Source organism: Streptomyces sp. NBC_01335, from assembly GCF_035953295.1.
Taxonomy (GTDB): Bacteria; Actinomycetota; Actinomycetes; order Streptomycetales; family Streptomycetaceae; genus Streptomyces.
Genome location: NZ_CP108372.1, coordinates 1 through 16383 on the forward strand (window position 1 = coordinate 1; position 16383 = coordinate 16383).

24 protein-coding genes are annotated in these 16383 nt (G+C 70.7%); 3 read left to right on the forward strand and 21 right to left on the reverse strand.

Annotation, left to right across the window (positions count from 1 at the left end; genetic code table 11):
• Window positions 1-143 precede the first annotated feature (143 nt).
• The 3 genes from OG599_RS35055 (at window position 144) to OG599_RS35065 (ending at window position 2848) form a co-directional block, all read left to right on the forward strand.
• Window positions 144-362, forward strand: a complete 219-nt coding sequence (locus OG599_RS35055; RefSeq protein ID WP_327180437.1) for a hypothetical protein — start codon at window positions 144-146, stop codon at window positions 360-362.
• Window positions 363-434: 72 nt separating this feature from the next.
• On the forward strand, window positions 435-1928 hold the full coding sequence (locus OG599_RS35060; RefSeq protein ID WP_442809746.1) for a site-specific integrase: 1494 nt from the start codon (window positions 435-437) through the stop codon (window positions 1926-1928).
• Between the two features lie 674 nt (window positions 1929-2602).
• Entirely contained in the window at window positions 2603-2848 is a 246-nt protein-coding gene (locus tag OG599_RS35065; protein ID WP_327180439.1) for a helix-turn-helix domain-containing protein, read from the forward strand.
• Between the two features lie 46 nt (window positions 2849-2894).
• On the opposite strand, the gene OG599_RS35070 is transcribed toward OG599_RS35065, so the two are convergent.
• The 21 genes from OG599_RS35070 to OG599_RS35170 all read right to left on the reverse strand — a co-directional run bounded on the left by OG599_RS35070 (window position 2895) and on the right by OG599_RS35170 (window position 16350).
• The gene (locus tag OG599_RS35070) at window positions 2895-3089 is read right to left on the reverse strand and encodes a hypothetical protein (RefSeq protein WP_327180440.1); all 195 of its coding nucleotides are present in this window, start codon (window positions 3087-3089) and stop codon (window positions 2895-2897) included.
• The gene (locus tag OG599_RS35075) at window positions 3086-3229 is read right to left on the reverse strand and encodes a hypothetical protein (RefSeq protein WP_327180441.1); all 144 of its coding nucleotides are present in this window, start codon (window positions 3227-3229) and stop codon (window positions 3086-3088) included. Before OG599_RS35075 ends, OG599_RS35070 begins: the two co-directional genes overlap by 4 nt.
• A complete protein-coding gene (locus OG599_RS35080; RefSeq protein ID WP_327180442.1) occupies window positions 3226-3426 on the reverse strand; it encodes a hypothetical protein in 201 nt (66 codons plus the stop codon). The genes OG599_RS35075 and OG599_RS35080 overlap by 4 nt, the downstream gene beginning before the upstream one ends.
• Before the next feature lie 84 nt (window positions 3427-3510).
• Window positions 3511-4356, reverse strand: a complete 846-nt coding sequence (locus tag OG599_RS35085; RefSeq protein ID WP_327180443.1) for a helix-turn-helix domain-containing protein — start codon at window positions 4354-4356, stop codon at window positions 3511-3513.
• On the reverse strand, window positions 4356-4883 hold the full coding sequence (locus OG599_RS35090) for a DUF6879 family protein (protein ID WP_327180444.1): 528 nt from the start codon (window positions 4881-4883) through the stop codon (window positions 4356-4358). Before OG599_RS35090 ends, OG599_RS35085 begins: the two co-directional genes overlap by 1 nt.
• The gene (locus OG599_RS35095; protein ID WP_442809747.1) at window positions 4855-5151 is read right to left on the reverse strand and encodes a hypothetical protein; all 297 of its coding nucleotides are present in this window, start codon (window positions 5149-5151) and stop codon (window positions 4855-4857) included. Before OG599_RS35095 ends, OG599_RS35090 begins: the two co-directional genes overlap by 29 nt.
• Before the next feature lie 80 nt (window positions 5152-5231).
• Entirely contained in the window at window positions 5232-5501 is a 270-nt protein-coding gene (locus tag OG599_RS35100; protein ID WP_327180445.1) for a hypothetical protein, read from the reverse strand.
• Entirely contained in the window at window positions 5501-5926 is a 426-nt protein-coding gene (locus tag OG599_RS35105; protein WP_327180446.1) for a hypothetical protein, read from the reverse strand. Before OG599_RS35105 ends, OG599_RS35100 begins: the two co-directional genes overlap by 1 nt.
• A complete protein-coding gene (locus OG599_RS35110) occupies window positions 5926-6159 on the reverse strand; it encodes a hypothetical protein (RefSeq protein ID WP_327180447.1) in 234 nt (77 codons plus the stop codon). The genes OG599_RS35105 and OG599_RS35110 overlap by 1 nt, the downstream gene beginning before the upstream one ends.
• A 12-nt stretch (window positions 6160-6171) precedes the next feature.
• Window positions 6172-7083 carry a peptidoglycan-binding protein gene (locus OG599_RS35115; protein WP_327180448.1) on the reverse strand — a complete coding sequence of 304 codons (912 nt, stop codon included), beginning with the start codon at window positions 7081-7083 and terminating at the stop codon, window positions 6172-6174.
• Window positions 7083-7355 carry a hypothetical protein gene (locus OG599_RS35120; protein ID WP_327180449.1) on the reverse strand — a complete coding sequence of 91 codons (273 nt, stop codon included), beginning with the start codon at window positions 7353-7355 and terminating at the stop codon, window positions 7083-7085. Before OG599_RS35120 ends, OG599_RS35115 begins: the two co-directional genes overlap by 1 nt.
• Window positions 7356-7371: 16 nt before the next feature.
• Window positions 7372-7872, reverse strand: a complete 501-nt coding sequence (locus OG599_RS35125; RefSeq protein WP_327180450.1) for a hypothetical protein — start codon at window positions 7870-7872, stop codon at window positions 7372-7374.
• Between the two features lie 9 nt (window positions 7873-7881).
• Window positions 7882-10635, reverse strand: a complete 2754-nt coding sequence (locus tag OG599_RS35130) for a hypothetical protein (RefSeq protein WP_327180451.1) — start codon at window positions 10633-10635, stop codon at window positions 7882-7884.
• 12 nt (window positions 10636-10647) lie between these two features.
• Window positions 10648-12828, reverse strand: a complete 2181-nt coding sequence (locus OG599_RS35135; RefSeq protein WP_327180452.1) for a phage tail tape measure protein — start codon at window positions 12826-12828, stop codon at window positions 10648-10650.
• Between the two features lie 154 nt (window positions 12829-12982).
• Window positions 12983-13393 carry a hypothetical protein gene (locus OG599_RS35140; protein ID WP_327180453.1) on the reverse strand — a complete coding sequence of 137 codons (411 nt, stop codon included), beginning with the start codon at window positions 13391-13393 and terminating at the stop codon, window positions 12983-12985.
• Between the two features lie 8 nt (window positions 13394-13401).
• The gene (locus OG599_RS35145; RefSeq protein WP_327180454.1) at window positions 13402-13911 is read right to left on the reverse strand and encodes a hypothetical protein; all 510 of its coding nucleotides are present in this window, start codon (window positions 13909-13911) and stop codon (window positions 13402-13404) included.
• Window positions 13911-14321, reverse strand: coding sequence for a hypothetical protein (locus OG599_RS35150; RefSeq protein WP_327180455.1), 411 nt, complete (start codon window positions 14319-14321; stop codon window positions 13911-13913). The genes OG599_RS35145 and OG599_RS35150 overlap by 1 nt, the downstream gene beginning before the upstream one ends.
• Before the next feature lie 6 nt (window positions 14322-14327).
• Entirely contained in the window at window positions 14328-15062 is a 735-nt protein-coding gene (locus OG599_RS35155; RefSeq protein ID WP_327180456.1) for a hypothetical protein, read from the reverse strand.
• A gap of 5 nt (window positions 15063-15067) precedes the next feature.
• The gene (locus tag OG599_RS35160) at window positions 15068-15505 is read right to left on the reverse strand and encodes a hypothetical protein (protein ID WP_327180457.1); all 438 of its coding nucleotides are present in this window, start codon (window positions 15503-15505) and stop codon (window positions 15068-15070) included.
• A gap of 19 nt (window positions 15506-15524) precedes the next feature.
• Window positions 15525-16109, reverse strand: a complete 585-nt coding sequence (locus OG599_RS35165) for a head-tail connector protein (RefSeq protein WP_327180458.1) — start codon at window positions 16107-16109, stop codon at window positions 15525-15527.
• A 4-nt stretch (window positions 16110-16113) separates the two neighbouring features.
• Window positions 16114-16350, reverse strand: a complete 237-nt coding sequence (locus tag OG599_RS35170) for a hypothetical protein (RefSeq protein WP_327180459.1) — start codon at window positions 16348-16350, stop codon at window positions 16114-16116.
• Window positions 16351-16383 lie beyond the last annotated feature (33 nt).

Here is a 16383-nt window from a genome sequence, read left to right on the forward strand (position 1 = left end):
TGGCGTCGCAGAGCGTGAAACCCCCCGAAAGGGTGTAGGCACCAACGCTTCGTAGTGACATGATGGCCGCACGTGACAGAGCGCACATGAAGCGGAGTTGTACGCTCCAGGAATCGAACAGTTGAGCGAACGGGGGCCGGGCGATGGACGCATCGACGAAGACGGCGAGCACGGGGGCTGTGAAGTACGCGGTGAGCGCAGACGTCCCCACCGGGCGGCACGTTGTAGCGATTCAGACGCTCACGGGCGTGGTCATGGTTGTACGAGAGGGCAAAATTACTCCGGAAGTGCTCGTCGAACTGCACGAGATGTACGACGCGCTCACCGCGTGCGGCATCCTCGGACAGCAGCAGAAGGAGTAGGCCGTGGCCACGTCCCGTCGTGCGGGGAGCGTCAGCAAGCGATGCGAGTGCCGAGGTGCTGACGGTCGCCTGTTGAGCGCGGCGTGCCCGAAGCTGACCCGCAAGAACCACGGTGCCTACTTCGTTCGCCAGGAACTGCCGCTCGACGCCGAGGGGAAGCGCCGGCCCTTTCGGCGGACGGGGTACGCCACGGTCAAGGATGCCCAGGGCGACCTCGACAAGCTCCGCTCGATCCTCGACCTCCCGGACGAAGACGACGAGGAGGGTGCACGCCGCGTCGGCGACCTCCTCCAGGGCGTGATGCGGGACCGCAAGGACATCCCGGACCCCGCCGAGGTGAGACGCCGCCTCGGCGTCGGAGTGGACCTCGAAGGCAAGTCGACCATGAGCCAGCTGCTCGACTCCTGGCTCGACTCGAAGAAGACCCGCAACACGACGACGAACGGGTACCGGTCCCACGTTCGCTTCCACCTGGACCCCGCGATCGGGCACTACCGGGTCGACCGGTTCGGTGTCGGTCAGGCGCAGCAGTTCTTCGACGCTCTCGCAGACCGGGCCGACGTGATCCGCGCGGAGAATGCAGCCCGCCGTGAACAGGTAGCTCGTGCGACGTGGTCGGGCGGTGGCCGGCCACCGGAGGCAGAGCGGGCCCGCCTGGCACAGGAGCGCGCGAAGCTGGCGGCGATGCCCCCGTTCCGCCGCGTGACAGGGCCTGCCACCGTGCAGAGCATCCGGCGCACGCTGAGAATCGCGCTGAACTACGCGATCAAGAAGCAGCTGACCGAGTTCAACGCGGCGAAGCACGTGGAGCTGGCGCCCGCGGCCAGGCCCAAGGGACTCCTCTGGACCGAGGAGCGAGTGGCGCGGTGGCGGGAGACGGGGCAGAAGCCGTCCCCGGTCATGGTCTGGACCCCGGCGCAGCTTGGCCAGTTCCTGGACGCAGCCGAGGGGCACCGGTTCTACGCGTTCTACCACCTCGTCGCGCACCACGGGTTCCGCCGGGGCGAGGGAGCGGGCCAGGACTGGGAGAACGCACAGCTCGACCTCGCCACGGTGACCGTTGCGAAGGAGCTGGTGGTCGACGGCTGGACCCCCGTCGAGACTGAGCCGAAGACGGCGGGGTCGGCGGGCACGGTGCACATCGACCGGGGGACCGTCGAAGTGCTGCGGGAGCACAGGGCCCGCCAGGAGGCCGAGCGAGACGCCAGGCTGTCGGCGGGCAAGGTGTGGCACTCCACCGGCAAGATGTTCACCACGGAGGACGGCTCGTGGGTTCACCCGGAGGAGTTCTCCGACGGATTCCGGGAGATCCTCGCGACGACCGACCTTCCGCCCATCAACCTGCGGGACCTGCGCCACGGGGCGGCGGCCCTGGTGAAGGCCGGCGGCGGCGACCTCCACGACGCGAAGGTGAAGCTGCGGCACTCCACGATCGTGCTGACGAGCGACACGTACATGGAGCTGTTCCAGGACTACCAGGAGGAGCTGACCGAGCGCGCGGCTGCCGTGGTGCCGCGCGCCCGGAAGAAGACCGAGGGCGGACCGGCGAAGTCGCTTGCGGAGTAGGCTGGTTGAGGAACAGAGGAAGGCCCCGTCACCCCAGGTGGCGGGGCCTTTCTGCTGGCCCCCTGCTGGCCCCAACGCCACCCAACGGCACCACACGAGACCGCACGAAGCCGCATGAGCGGCAGCAGGAGGGGCGCGCAAAGTGGCCCTGACCAGCGCAGGAGCCTACGGAGCCGATCGGGGGCAACGGGACCGCACGAGACCCATGGAGTCGACGGCAGACTTTTAATCCGTTGGTTGTGGGTTCGAGTCCCACACGGCCTACCGAGAAACCCCAGCTCAGAGCATGCGTGAGCTGGGGTTTTCGCTGTTTCTCGGCCCCTCAAGGTCACTTGCTGGCCCCCTGCTGGCCCGAGGGGGTGGCCGGGAAGCAGGGGAGCCCCGACCGCATTGGCGGTCGGGGCTCCGACTACTTCTCCCAGATGAATGCAGCGACACCGGGGGGCGGTTGCGCGCGCTCCCAGACGGCTATGAGTGCCGCGTGCCGAGGGTCGGTCCAGGACTGGATGGTCGGCCCGCGTGGAGGCGGGGGCGGGGCGCGCCTCTCGGTGGGGCCTGCCAGTGGAATGAACAGCAGATGCATGGGTCTCCGTTCGTGGGCGCCAGGATCCATGATCACTCGTTTTATGGTCAACCATAAAGACAAACGATCATGATCCGGCGAACGTGGGCAGGTGCACCACCAGCCGCTGCCCGACGCTCGCGTCCTCGCGCGCCGTCGAGCCGTCGGCGACCGGATACGAGCCGCCCGACTGCACGCTGGCCTCACCCAGGAGGCAGTCAGCCTCCGCGCCGGCATCGGGCTCGACTCGTACAACCGCATCGAGAAGGGGCACGCGTCCCCGCGGCTCGACAACCTGATCCGGATCGCCGACGCGATCGGCACCCCGCTCTCCGACCTCGTCCGCGACGAGGAGTAGGCCCGCTCGCGCCCGGCCGCCGCCGACGCGAGCACGAGCGGGAGTCTCAGCGGTGGAGTGCGGCCTCCTCGGCCATCGCTCGCCGGAGCTGGTCACCCCGGCTGCCGGCGCGTGGCTGGCAAGCCTCGTCGCCCAGTGCGTGGGCGTACATGTCCGGTCGGGCGCCCGACATGGAGTGCCCGGCCGCGACGACGACAGCCCCCGATTGGATGGCCTTGTCGCAGTCCACGCAGATGTTCATCGGGCCGCCCTCCACGCCCTTCCGAGCTGGACAGTGGTGGCGCAGGCGCGGCCCGCGCGGCAGGTGGCGCACTGCTCGGTGTGGAGGATCCACCGGCGGTACGCCACGTCCCCCGGGCTCAGCTTTTCGGTGGTCGTCATCGTGTCCGTCCTTCCCAGCAGGTGATGCAGCAGCGGGGGAACCAGGTGACGGAGCCGCCGAATCCCGGGTCGGGCCGGGGTCCGAGGTCGTGGGCGTCGCCCGGCGTCAGGGATGCGGCACACCAGACGCAGCCAGCGCCGCGCTGCTGCGCGTCGGACAGCGTTGCCGGGTCCGGCAGTTCGACCAGCGTGGCCATGTGAGCCCCCCGTAGCCGTCGGTGAGGAATACGGCTGACCGTAGGGGCGGGCGCGAAGGCGTGGGGGCGAGTTTCTACGGGTTTCTACGCGAGCACGGAGACGGCCTGCGCAATCAGCCGCAACGCTGCGGGGCCGTACACGGCAGCAGCACTCATCTCTTCGTGGGCGGCCAGGTACTGGGCCACCTCCGGAGGCGCTGTGATCGTGATCGCGGCCGTCAGCAGCTCCACCGACACCTGCTCGGCGTCGAAGATGGTGTACGTCTCCAGCGGCCACATGGCACCGGAGCGGGCCGGGATGATGCCCAGCGTCACGGACGGGAGCGCCGCGAGCTGGAGCAGATGACCGAGCTGCTCGGCCATCACGTCGGGGCCGCCGATCTCGCGCCGCAGCACGGACTCCTCTACGAGGATCGGGAAGCGACGCCCCGCCCGGCGGATGACGTGGGAGCGCTCCAGCCGCGCGTCAGCTGCCGCCGAGGAGTCGTCCGGCGTCCGGTGGAAGCGTGCGATCTCCGAGAGCAGAGCCGTCGCGTAGGCGTGCGTCTGCAACATGCCGGGGACCACGCTGGAGGTGTAGACGCGCATGATCTTGGTCCGCTCGTACAGCGGTACCCTGGCCTGCTGTACGGCGCGGAGCCCACCGCGCTGCACCCGGCGCCACTCGGTGTACATCTGCTGCGCCTGCCGGGCGGCGGCGATGATGCCGGCGGCTTCGTCCTCCGCGCCGCAGGCGCGGCACCAGGTGCGGATGTCGTCGTCGGACGGCTGGCTTCGACCGCTCTGCATCCTGGAGACCTTCGAGCCGTGCCAGCCGGTGCGCGCGGCGAGCTGCTGCCCCGTCAGTCCCGCCTCTGTGCGGAGATCCCGCAGTCGGGCGGCGACTCGGTCGCGGGCCTCCTGGAGGCGGGCTGACGAGGACGGCGACATCAGGTGATCGGGAACTCCGCGTGCGGCACGGCCGCGCTCCACACGGCCGCGAAGGCGGCGTCGGCGCGCTCGACCGCGTCTACCCGGTCGTCCATCTCGTCACGCAGGTGTGTGCCGTCACCGGCGAAGTGGTGCCACCTGATCAACTGGCCGTCGAACAGCCAGAAGTCGTGCGCGGGCAGCAGCAGGCCGAGCGCCTGGGCGCGGGGCAGCCAGCGCACATCCTCGCCTGCCGCCACGTTGCGCGGAGTGCAGGCGTGCTCGAACCGGATGTACTCCGTGACGGGCGTCGACACGACGCGCGCCCGCCGTACCGTCACGCCCCGGTCAACCGCGGCCTGCACCGCATCGTGGAACGGCCCCCACCAGGCGGCGCGGTCCTCGACGGCCGGCAGGCTGCCCGCGCGCCACGCCTTCAGGTCTCGGTCCTCCTCGTCGACCGCGTAGACGTCCCGGGTTTCCAGGTGCAGGGCGGAGGTGGTGCAGCGCTTCAGCAACTCAGTGAACGGCGGAACGGGCTGCGGCATCGAGTACCTCCTTCAAGGCGTCGGACATGCGGACCGGCAGACGTACCACGGCCTCGTAGTCCGGGATCGGGCCGGTTTCCAGGCACTTCGCCTGGAGCGCCTCGTCTGCCTTCCAGCCCTGGATGACGAACTCCTGGGTGACGTCGTCGAACCAGACCGTCGGGCAGTGCTCGCCGTTCGTCTCCGGGTCCTTTGCGATGAAATGTAAGGTCACGGTCGTCTCCCCTGCCCAGATGTTGCGCGAGTTTCTACGGCTGTTCTGGCTCATGGTGCCGTGGCGGCTCGGCGGTCTGGGCGAGAACGACGAAACGCCCCCGCCTGGCGCGAGGCCAGACGGGGGCGAAGGGGTCAGTGCCAGGGTGTGAGGTCGAGGTCGACGGGCGGGTCGGGTGCCGGGCCGGCCGGGGTGTCCGGGCCGACGCGGCGTGCCCAGCCCCAGAGGTCGAGGTAGGCCCGGGTCAGCAGACGTCGCTGGACCCGCTCCTCCTGGACTTCCTTGTCGAGGCGGTCCGTGATCGCGGCGAAGTCGCTGCGGCGGTTCGTCGCCCTGCTCTGCGTCCACCCGAGCAGCCCGACGATCAGCGCCACTCCGGTCGCGGCCAGCCCACCAACGTCCATCAGCGCCACCTCTTCCGTATCGCTCTCGGCAGCGGGTCATCCATGCCCGACACCACCACCACGGCCACCGCGAGGGCCGTCCAGATCGACGCCGAGCCCGAGGCCGTGGGCGCCCTTGGGATGGCGAGGACGAACGCTGCGGCCCAGAGCCCGCTGACGGCCGAGAGCGCGGCGAACCCGGCGGCCTGCACCCGAGGGCAGTTCGTTACCAGCCCGGCTCCGAGGGCGACCGTCCCGGCCGCGACCCAGAGCCACCCGAGGACCGTCATCGGCACCCACCGGGTGATCTCCGCCAGCAGCTCGCTGGTGCCCGCGCGCGGGTTGGCCAGGATGCCCAGCGCCCCGTACCCGGCCCACCCGAGGCCCAGCACGACGAGGACAGCGCGGCGCCGGGACACCCCGCCGCGCGGCGCCGCGCCGAGCATCAGACGCCCCGGGCGAGGCTGGCCGGGTCGGCGCCCGCGGGCAGCGTGGACGCGGTGCCCTTCCGGCCGAGACGACCGGCGACCCAGCCCTTCGCCGAGGACAGGGCCAGGGCGACCGGGGCCGCCCACCACACCGGCACGTCGGCGAGTTCCACGACGGCCAGGCTGAGGGCGGCCTGTGCCCCGGTCCACCCGGCGCGCTCCGCCAGGTCGAGCAGCAGCTGCTTCTTCATGATGATCTCCGATCAGACGTTGGGGACGTGGAGCTTGGCCCAGGACGTGGCGCCCGGGATGCCGTCGGCGGCGGTGCCCGAGTAGCCGAGCTTCCGCTGCCACTTGGCGTAGGACTTGCGGTCGGCTTCGGACCAGGCCGGGCCGGGGCCGACGGCGTACTGGCCGCAGCCCTCGGCGACCAAGCGCTTGCCCATGGCGGTGACGATCGGGCTGGTGCGGCCGGCGCGGAAGAAGGCGGCCCCGGGGAAGGGCTCGTAGCTCACCGGCTTCGGAGCGGGCTTGGTCGCGGTCGGCTTCCCGGGGGCCGGGGCGGTGGGCGTGCTGGGCGCCGCCGCGTCGAGCCGGTCGGCGATCCGCCCGCGCATCCAGTCCATGCCGAAGCCGCGCGGGTCGACCTTCCCGGGCTGCCACTCCAGGTGCCCGAGGACGGAGCGTTCGTCCCAGTCGTGCGCCCGGCAGATCGCGGCGGACACCTTCTCGATGGCGAGCAGTTGGGCGTCGGGCCACGGGTCCTTGCCGTCGCCGAGGTTGATGGCCTCGAAGCCGTAGAACCGGGCGTTGCCGTCGGTGTTCGCTTCGTTGTCGGTGGGCAGCGGTGTCTCGGCAATAACCGCGGCGAGCACGTCGTCGTCGCCGAGACCGGCGTGGTTGGCGCGGCCGTTGCCGACGAGGTGGACGACGCCAGCCTTGTCGATGACGCCGTGGCACAGCGGGCCGGGGAGCTCGGAGTGCCCGGCGTAGCAGAGCTCCACGGAGTTCGCCGTACCGGTGGTGACGGTGTGGTGGATCATCACGCCGTTGACCGGGCCCCACGCGCCGTGGCCTTCGCGGTTGTGGGTGCGCCAGGACTTGTACTCGACGACGGTCAGGCCCTCGGCGCGGAGGACCGTGACCAGCTCGTCGGCGGTGAGGGGCGTAGACATCAGATGTCCGCCTTCACGACGCCGGATTCCTGCATGACGGTGAGGGACTGGCTGCGTCCCCAGCTGATGCTGGCCTGTATGTCTGTGCCGACCGGCAGCAGGGCGGCGACGGCGTCCTTGAGGTTCTGGACGCGGTTGAGGAGGTCGTCGTCGGTCCAGGCGTCGACCTGCTGCGGGCTCAGGGTGTAGTTCACGGCGATGCCGCCGTCCAGGCTGGTGACCGAGGCGGTGCATCGGTCGTATCCGGGCGTGTACGCGGGTGGTGTGATCACGGTGGTCCCTTCGTGGTTACGAGATGGCGGTGGCGCCGCTGAAGTCCCCAGCGGGGCCGACGTCTTCGACGTGGATGTAGGCCGTGTTCACCGCAGACGCGTTGACGGTGACCACACCGGAGCCGAAAGCCCTGGAGATGGTGCCGACGAGCACGGCCGTGATGTCGACAGCGCCTGCGACGACGAAGACGTTCGCGAAGTAGAAGGCGATGTTGGCCGTCGATGGCAGGGCGAATCTGAAGGAGTCGAAGAGCAGGCTGCCGCCGAGGGCTGCGCGTCGGACGCGCAGCTGACAGTCCGTGTTGGCGACGGTCGCCACCGCCAACCCCTTGAGCGTCACCCGGTAGGCGCGGCCAGCTCGGTAGGTAGCCGAGACGGAAGTGAGCCACACAGCCTCGGCGCCGCCGGGGTCTGCCGTGGCGTTCGTGGTGAGCGAGGTGTACGCGACGGTGAACGGCGCGCGGCGGTTCTCCGTCGCGGCGATGATCCGCTCCCCGGCGAGCCTGGTGTCCGGCATGGCGCCTCCTCAGAGTGCGTAGTAGGTGGGGTCGGCGAGGCGGACGTCGGTACCGGCTGCCTGCGCCTTGACGACCCCGTTGGTTGAGCGGGTGACCGTCCACGTCTGCGGGCTGGTCGTGCCGGTGATCCCGGCGACCGTGACCCGCTCGCCCCCGACGACCGCGTCGAACGGGAAGCTGGTCGGGTGGCTGGCCGTGGTGACCCACCGGGTGCCGTCCGTGAACGCCACGGACAGCGTCGTCGCGGTCGCGGTGGCCGCCGCAGCGAGCTGCGACCCGCCGGTGTCGTACCGGCCGCGTACCGCGTCGTCGTACACGCCCACGGTCCACACTCGCCCGGGGCCGCCGTTGTAGGTGACGTCCCACGTGGTCTGGTCGAGCACCTCGGTCGTGCCGCGGACCATCAGGAGCGCGGGCTCCGGGGGAAGCCACGCGGGGAGGTTGTCGATCCGCAGGAGGTCGCCGAGCTCCAGGTCGAGGACGGCGGGGATGAGCGCGGTGGCCGTGTGCAGCTGCACGTGGACGGACGGGTAGCGGGGTTCGTCGGCCGTGCCGAGGTGGGCCAGCCACCCGGCGATCTGCGGGGCCTGGTCGTCGCTGCCCAGCGACAGCGTCACTGCGTCGTCGTAGGTGCCCACGCCTCCCTGCTCGGGGGGCAAGGTCGACAGGGGGCCGGTCGTGATCTCGACCCGGCCGGAGCTTCCGCCGTCGCGGGTCACGGTGACGTCGTTGCGCAGCTTCTGGTCGTCCTCGTCCGGCTCCAGCGGCGGGGCGACCTCCCCGGCTCCGGCGTAGTTGAGGACCAGGCCGGGCGTCTGGTTGTAGAGCGAGGTCCGGTCCCGGTAGTGGAGCGCGAGCCGGTCGCGGCGTTCCAGCAGCAGGCCGCCGTCCGTGGCCGCGCAGTCCTCCAGGAGGACGAGGAGTTCGGCGGGGCGTTGCGGGCCCATGGCCTCGGAGGTGGTGGTGGTGTCGCCGTCCGTCCAGGTCAGGGGCAGCAGCGGCTCCTCCTGGGCGAGGCGCCCCATCCGGGAGATGGAGGACTCCCCGTCGTAGGCGGTGAGCGCGCCGTTGAACGCGGTGGTCGTGGACGTGCTGAAGACGGCGATGTGTCCGATGGCCATGCCGTCGAGCGCAGCCGCGTACCCGCCAACCGGGCTGCCCACGGTGCGGACGCGGCCGATCGTCCCGGCGTAGCTGGCGCCGTAGTGGCCGGGCGCACCGCCGACGTCGGTCCAGTAGATGTCGAAGTCGACGTTGCTGCCGTTCTGCTGGAGCTGAACGGAGACGCTGTTCCACTGGTTGTACAGGTCGGTCCCGGTGCCGACGTTGTAGGTCACGACGTCAGTGCCGTTGGCGTCCCGGCCGATGATGCGGGACCCGGTGGCGGACTCCTGGATGTACCACTCGGCGATCGTGCCGGCCGAGCACGCGATCCGCATGAACGTGTACATCACGCTGTTCGGGGTGTCGAGCCGGTACAGCCACTGGACCCGCCACCCGGTCGGCGACCCGGTCGGCACGGGCACGGCCCCGGACATCTGCGCCAGGTCCCCGCCGGTGGAAGCCAGTACGGGCAGCGCGTCCGACGAGGCGAGGGTGGTGTTGCTGGCCCACGTCGCCCGGGTCAGCTGGAGCGGGGTCACGCCGACGACCGGGCTGGACGCGGCCGTCGCGAACTCCCCCTCCTCCATCGGCCAGTAGGCCAGCAGGGACGCGGCCCGGGGGATGCTCCGGCGCAGGGTCGACGCCAGCGCCTTCCGCCCTTGGCCGAGGCGCCGCAGGATGCCGGCCGCCTCGACCGACACCCACACGTCCTTGCCGCTGACGTCCCACCGGACCGGCCACGCGCTGATCTCTCCGAAGAACCGATAGTTCCGGTTAGAGACTGCGGTGCCCGTCAGGGTCCAGGCCCGGGTGGCGCCGTCTGAGAACGAGGTGGCGCCCGGGGCCAGGGCCCGGAAATCCGGGGCCGCAACGACGGTGCCGCCGATCCCGGACCGGAGTTCGGCGCGGTGCAGTCGCCCCTCCATGGGAAGCGCGTCCGCGATCGGAGGCGTCAGGATCGTGCGGAGCGGCGCCGAGCTGTTGAAGAGAGTCAGGGGCGATCCGCCGGAGTAGGACCCCATCGACGTCCAGGCGCCCGCCAAGGAGGTCGACCAGTACATGGCGACGGTGAACCCGCCGGCCCCGTTGTTGACGTCGAGGGTGGCTCGGAGGGCGGCCCGACGCGGGAGCGCGGGGAGTGACAGCTGCACGTAGGTGCCGGTTGCCCCGTCCGCGGAGAAGGTGAGCCGGAGCAGGCCGTTGATGAGGAGCAGCGACCATGACCGCTGGTTAGCGACGCCGTCCCACTTGCCGAGGATGACCTGCGGGCGGATCGCGGTCCAGTCGGCGGTGAGCTCCACCCGGACGTCGAGGTCGCCGGCCAGGTCGAGGGCGGCGACGTCCGGGGTCGATGCGTAGGCGGAGTTCGTGCCGTCGAGCGGCAGGTACGACTCGGCCTGCGGGACCGAGACGCGTACCGGGGTGTTACGGCCGAGGAGCCCGTAGTACGGCGACAACGGGTTCTTCGGGCTGTACTTCCCGCCCCGGTTGTTCAGCACGAGGGAGCACTTCGACGGGTCCACGGTGGTGCCCTCGTCGGGCACGCCGCGGGTGATCGTGATCGGGGCCCGGGTGTAGACGTCGGCGGAGATGTCCGTCCAGGTGGTGCCGATCCGGAGCTCCGTCCGCACGTCCAGCGGTGTCTGGGGGAAGGGCATGACGTCGTCTCCCTACTGCCCGAAGGCGATCTGCACGTCACCGCGCCCGTCCTTGCGGACGATGGAGCGGATCAGCTTCTTGACCTCTTCGGGCCCGGACACCTCGATGCGCACGACGGTGGTCCCGCCGCCGGTCATGATCGGGGCGCCCCCGCCCATGGACCGCCCAACGCCCATGACGCTGGCGGTGGAGGGCGGTTCGACGAGGGTGGACATCTTGGCGCTGAGCACCCCTTCGGAGTCCTCGATGCCGTCGACGATGCCCGGGGGAATCCACCGGCCGACGACGTCGGCCATCACCCGCGACGGCGAGTGGATGCCGAGAGCCTTAGCGATCGGCCCGGGGATGATGCTCTTCGCGAAGCCGGTGAGCTGGCCCGCCAGCCAGGGGCCCATGGACTGGATGCCGTGCCAGAGCCCGGTGACCACGGACGCGCCCTTGGAGTAGAGCAGCGTCCCGAGGCCCATGATCGCCCGGTTGATCCGGCCGGGCAGGCCCATCATGAAGGACACGAGCCCGAGCGCGATCGACACCGCCCCGGACTTGATGCGGGTCCAGTGCCGCAGGAAGATCCCGACGATCGACCACTTGATGAAGAAGTTCAGGATGGCCGTGCCGACGGACACGAGCTTGGACCACACCCAGTTCCAGGCGGCCATCGTCCACGCCTTGATGCGGTCCCAGTTGGCGTAGATCAGGAGCGCGAGGCCGATGACCGCCGCGATGATCCAGCCGATGGGGCCCATGGCGATCAGCCACTGTGCGGCCATGACCGCCGCCCAGACCACGGCGCGACCGGCCATCAGGAGGAACTGGGCGGCTGCGGTGATCCCGGCCCGGACCACGGCGGCGATCCACGTACCGATGGACACCAGCGCGGAGCCGACCCACGCGCCAGCGGTGGTGGCCGCCGAGACGACGGCGGCCCCCGCGATCCGGGCGTAGGTCATCAGGCCGAGCGCCATCATCCGGGTCCAGTTTCCGATGACGCCCCAGCACGACGCGGTGATGATTGCGTGGGCCCCGGACACCACGGTGGAGATCGCGGCGTAGGCGACCATCCCGGCCTTGACGGTGAGGACCACCGCGGCGAGACCGGCGAAGCCGAGGAGGAGCGGCTTCATCACGCCCTTGTTCTCCGTGACGAACGTGAGGATGCCGCCCGCGGCCTGGCCCAGCTCCACCATGACGCTCCGCTTGAACGCCTCCAGCTGCTTCGCGGCCGTGCCGCCCATGGTCTCGGTGAGTTGGTCGGCGGCGCCCTCGGCCTTGCCCATGCCCGCTGCTGCGGCGGCGGTCGCCGGGTCCATGGCGTACAGGGCGTCGCCCATGATGTTCGCCGGATCGCCGAACAGAGCAGCGGCGGCGTTGAGGCGGACCTGCTGGTCGGCCGTTCCGCGCAGTGCGTCGAGGGTCATGCTCAGCGCCTTCTCGGCCTGGTCCCCGCCGGCCCCCATCAGCTTCGCCACGTTCTTCGAGGACAGGCCGATGGACTTGTACGCGGCGTCGACCGCCGAGCCACCGGCCGTCGCCCGCTCGCCGAACTGGCCGATCGCGTCGGACACCTGGTCGGCGTCGCGGGCGCCCTTGCTGACGGCCTGGCTGATCAGGCCGATGGACGTCTCGCCGTCAAGCCCGACCCGCTTCCACTGGACGCTGTACTCGTTGAGGGATTCGAGGAGGTCGCCGGACTTGTCGGCCGCCGTACCGAGGCCCACGGCGATGATGTCGAGCGCCTCGTCGGCGTTGTCCGCGAGGCCGGTCCGCACCATCTGGCCGGCCGCCGCGGTGGCGATCGTGAGGTCCTGGTCGAAGGCTTCGGCCAGCGCCATGACTTTGGTCGTGACGCCCTCCAGTCCGCCCTCGGCCTGGCTTGTGTCGCCGATGTTCTGGTACACGCCCTTGATGGCGAGGTTGACCTCGTCGAGGGATTCGCCCCACGCGTTCGAGTAGACCGACGCGGCGGCGTCCCCGGCGGCCTGGGCTTCGGCGGGCCCCAGCCCGAGTTGGGCGGTGAGCTTCGCGTTGGCCGACTCCATGTCCATGGCCTGGACGATGGACATCCCGAGGGCGGCGGCGAACCCGGCGCCGATGGTGGCGGCAGCGGTGTTGAACTTCTCGCCCATCTTGCCGACCGTCTCGGACGCCCGGTCCCGGGCAACCAGGTTGAACACCAGCGACGTGTCAGCCACGGGACCACCTCACCTGTTCAGTTGTTGGCCGCCTCATCGACGGCCGCCTTGTACGAGTCGAGCCAGGCCAGGAGCACGTCCGTCTCCTCGACGGTGAGCCCGTCCCAGTCGCGGGGGTGGATGCCCAGCAGGTGGGCCGCGTTGCCGAGTTGCCCTAGTCGGCGATCGGCAGCTGGGCTTTTCCCTCGGTCTCCGTGTCGTCGAACGCCGACTCCATCGCGGCGTCGATCGTGACCAGGGCCGCGGCGAGCTGGTCGCCGTGCTGGGTGGAGACGACGTCCTCGCGGATCCGCTCCCACTCCTGCCGGGAGTACTCCAGCTTCAGCTCGTCCCACGCGAAGTCCACGTCCTCGAACTTGGTCTTCGGGTGGTCGCGGCGGAGGAACGTGAACAACAGCGCGCGCCGGCACAGGCTGTTGCCCTGGAGGACGGCCGCGGTGAACTCGCTGAAGTTCCGCCCGGTCCGGCGCTCGATGTCCTCGCGCTCCACGGACATGAGCTTCTTCGGGTTGTACCGCCAGCGAGTCGGCTCCGCCTCGCCCTCGCGGTGCAGGATCAGGAACACGGGTTCTCCTATCCGGCCCGTGCCGCCAGGCGGCGGGCCATGTCTTCCATCGCCTCGTGCACCGCGGCCCGGTAGGCGGCGGCGTCGTTGGTGAAGGCGTCGTCGAACCAGCCCGGCTTTCCGGGCTGGGTACGCCACGGCTCGTGGCCGTAGGTGAGCGTGCGCCACCCACCGTTGCGGCGGTTGATGCGCTTCGGGGCGTTCGGGAAGCGACGGATGCCCGGCGTCTTGAACGCCTTCACGCGGGCGCCGGACCACCGTCCGCCCAGCTTCACTTCCGGTCTGATCTTCTTGGCGATCTGCGAGCGGAGCGACGGGCCGGTGCCGAGACCGGCCGAGGACATGCCCATGATCTGACTCTTGGCGGCGGCGGCACCCGGCTTCAGCGCCTCGCGCATGTTCTTCGCCAGCTCCTTGCGGAGCTGCTTCCCGTCCGCCTCCTGGCGGATCGCCCGCACCAGCGCGTCCAGGCCCTCGTGCGTACAGCTCAGCTCGAAGGGTGGGCCGCTGCCGGGCATCAGGCGGTCGCGCGGGTCACGGCCCCCGACGTCGGGTAGCTGACAGAGACGGACGCCTCGTCGCCGACGCTGCCCTCGATCGGGTTCCACCCCTTGATCAAGCAGCTGCCGGACCACTGGGGGTTGTTCGTGCTCACCGCGGCGGAGTCGAGCCGGACCGCGAACGGGACGACCGTGCCGAGCAGCGGCCACATGATCGAGTCCAGCTTGGTGGCGGCCACGTCCTGGAGCAGCTCCAGCGCGACCTCACCGCTCTTCAGTCCGCCGAGGACTTCCTTCCACCCGAGCGACGCGTAGGTGGTGACGTCCTTGTCCTCGACCTCGACCGTGACCTCGGCCTTGCGGGCGTAGGCGGAAAGGTCGTTGCCGCCAACGGAGACGTAGGCGGCGAGGAGAACCATCTTGGCCATGGGGGATCACCTGATTCCGAGAGAGGCGCAGAGCATGAAGGAGGGCGTCGTCCCGGTGATGGTCCAGGCGAGCCGGTAGTACGTATCGGTGACGGCCGTACCGTCGCCGCGCAGGATTTGCCCGCCGGGCGCGGTGGCCGCGGCGAACGTGAGGCGGGTGGTGGGCGAGGTGAATCCGGCGTCCGCCGCCGACTCGACCCGGGCCGTGATGGACGGGGTGGTGCCGGCCGCCGAGAGGACGTGGAGCGAGGCGTACAGGCGGCGCCCGGCGGCGATCGCGCCGAGCTGCACCCCGGTGCCCACACCGGTCGCGGTACGGGCGAGGCCGGGCGGGTGGGCGATCTGCCCACGCACCAGCGGCCAGGAACTCTTGACCGTGCCGGACCACGGGGCGATCTCGCCGACCGCGTCGCCGACCTTGTAGTCCGCGCGCATCCCGGCGGTGACGTAGGCGAGTGCGCCCACCACGGAGTCGGTCGGGCAGACCGTATACGGGCCGACCCCGCCGAGCGTGGACCAGGACGCGTTGTCGACGAGGGACGGATCGCCCGCTTCCCACAGGCCCTCGGCCGCGATCTCTGCGGAGCCGAGCCCACCGAGGACTTCCTTCCAGCCGCCGGACCGGTAGTTGGTGGCGTCCTTGTCCTCGATCTCGCTGGACACTTCGATCTTGTTGGAGGCGCCGGACAGGTCCGCGCCCGGGGCGAACAGGCGGGCGTCGAGCAGGACGAACTTCCCCACGGCGGCTACCCCTCTCCGATGATTTTGATGGTGAGCTGGGCGCCCAGGTACTGCGTGCCCTGGTGCTCGTACCAGCGGTAGCCCTGGACGCGGGTGACGTGGAGGTCGTGCGCGAGGCCGCCAAGGGCGAACTCGCCAGGAGCACCACGCGCGGCCTCGACCGCAGCCTTGAGGGACGCGGGCCCGGACCCGGCGAGCAGGGCGTCCAGCAGGCGCTGAGACGCTCGGTCGTCCGCGATCCCGATGAGGAGCTGGCAGGTCAGCTCGACCTCGTCGAGGGCGCGGCCCATGGCCTTGTCGAAGTCGACGGTGTAGTCGGCGGTGAAGAAGCACGGGGCCGTGACCGCGTCCGGGACGTACCCGGTGCACGTCAGCTTCGGCAGCCCGTCGGGCAGGGCCACGGCGCGCGCCGCGTCGGCGACGGCTGCACGTACTGCGGACATGTCCACGAGACCGTCCCCCTTATCCGAAGCCGGGCAGGATGAAGTGCTCGATCAGCGCCCACACGTCCGGGTCGCGGCGGGACAGGCGCATCACGCCCCACTCGGCGGACCCGGCCACACCCTCCGGACTGTCCTTGCGGCGGTAGAGCCGTGCGGCCTGGATGAGCGTGGCCTGTCGGATCTCGTCCGGTACCTGCGGCCACCCCCACCGTGCGGTGACCCGCACCCGCCCGGCCGGCCAACTGCCCGCGGTCAGCGAGGTGATCGGGCGCCCGCGTACCAGCGCGTTGTCCGGACCGGTCTCGTAGTCGGGAACGGCGGCCCACGAGGACGCCGAGCCTGCCTCGACCAGCACCGGGGCGGCGCCGACGTCGTCGAGGAGCAGCCGTTCCCCGCCGTCGTCCCCGCGCACGACCCGGCCCCCGACGCGGAAGGTCCGGGCGGTCGGCTCCTCGTCGAGCCAGAACCGGCGCCCGGTGCTGGTGTCGATCCCTCGGGACGCGGCGGCCAGGACCGCCTGGAGCATGGCGTCTCGGGTGGTGTCCTCGGACTCGACGTTCAGGTTCGACTTCAGGTCGGCGAGCTCGGCGTACTCGTGAGCCACCAGCTCACTCCTTGTCGGGCTTCGCGGCGGCCGTCTTGCGCGCGGCCGGCCGCTTCTCGTCCGCCACGGTCGGGGCGGTCGCGGTCTCCACCTCGGGCTCGTCGTCGCCGACTTCCTCGGCGATCCCGGAGGCGACGAGGTGCTGGGCCTCGCCGGTGGGCAGGTCGGTGACCGCGCCACGGGCGGGCCAGTCCTCGCCGTTGCGGGTGCCGGACATCTGCTGGAGCATGCGGATCTTCATCTGGGTTCCTTCCACGAGAGGGGGCGGGCCCCG

Excerpts from the sequence above, each read along its gene's own strand:
- OG599_RS35055 (WP_327180437.1), top strand. The coding sequence starts at position 144 with ATGGACGCATCGACGAAGACGGCGAGCACGGGGGCTGTGAAGTACGCG.
- OG599_RS35070 (WP_327180440.1), bottom strand. The coding sequence starts at position 3,089 with ATGAACATCTGCGTGGACTGCGACAAGGCCATCCAATCGGGGGCTGTC.
- OG599_RS35075 (WP_327180441.1), bottom strand. The coding sequence starts at position 3,229 with ATGACGACCACCGAAAAGCTGAGCCCGGGGGACGTGGCGTACCGCCGG.
- OG599_RS35080 (WP_327180442.1), bottom strand. The coding sequence starts at position 3,426 with ATGGCCACGCTGGTCGAACTGCCGGACCCGGCAACGCTGTCCGACGCG.
- OG599_RS35085 (WP_327180443.1), bottom strand. The coding sequence starts at position 4,356 with ATGTCGCCGTCCTCGTCAGCCCGCCTCCAGGAGGCCCGCGACCGAGTC.
- OG599_RS35090 (WP_327180444.1), bottom strand. The coding sequence starts at position 4,883 with ATGCCGCAGCCCGTTCCGCCGTTCACTGAGTTGCTGAAGCGCTGCACC.
- OG599_RS35095 (WP_442809747.1), bottom strand. The coding sequence starts at position 5,151 with ATGAGCCAGAACAGCCGTAGAAACTCGCGCAACATCTGGGCAGGGGAG.
- OG599_RS35100 (WP_327180445.1), bottom strand. The coding sequence starts at position 5,501 with ATGGACGTTGGTGGGCTGGCCGCGACCGGAGTGGCGCTGATCGTCGGG.
- OG599_RS35105 (WP_327180446.1), bottom strand. The coding sequence starts at position 5,926 with ATGCTCGGCGCGGCGCCGCGCGGCGGGGTGTCCCGGCGCCGCGCTGTC.
- OG599_RS35110 (WP_327180447.1), bottom strand. The coding sequence starts at position 6,159 with ATGAAGAAGCAGCTGCTGCTCGACCTGGCGGAGCGCGCCGGGTGGACC.
- OG599_RS35115 (WP_327180448.1), bottom strand. The coding sequence starts at position 7,083 with ATGTCTACGCCCCTCACCGCCGACGAGCTGGTCACGGTCCTCCGCGCC.
- OG599_RS35125 (WP_327180450.1), bottom strand. The coding sequence starts at position 7,872 with ATGCCGGACACCAGGCTCGCCGGGGAGCGGATCATCGCCGCGACGGAG.
- OG599_RS35130 (WP_327180451.1), bottom strand. The coding sequence starts at position 10,635 with ATGCCCTTCCCCCAGACACCGCTGGACGTGCGGACGGAGCTCCGGATC.
- OG599_RS35145 (WP_327180454.1), bottom strand. The coding sequence starts at position 13,911 with ATGCCCGGCAGCGGCCCACCCTTCGAGCTGAGCTGTACGCACGAGGGC.
- OG599_RS35150 (WP_327180455.1), bottom strand. The coding sequence starts at position 14,321 with ATGGCCAAGATGGTTCTCCTCGCCGCCTACGTCTCCGTTGGCGGCAAC.
- OG599_RS35160 (WP_327180457.1), bottom strand. The coding sequence starts at position 15,505 with ATGTCCGCAGTACGTGCAGCCGTCGCCGACGCGGCGCGCGCCGTGGCC.
- OG599_RS35170 (WP_327180459.1), bottom strand. The coding sequence starts at position 16,350 with ATGAAGATCCGCATGCTCCAGCAGATGTCCGGCACCCGCAACGGCGAG.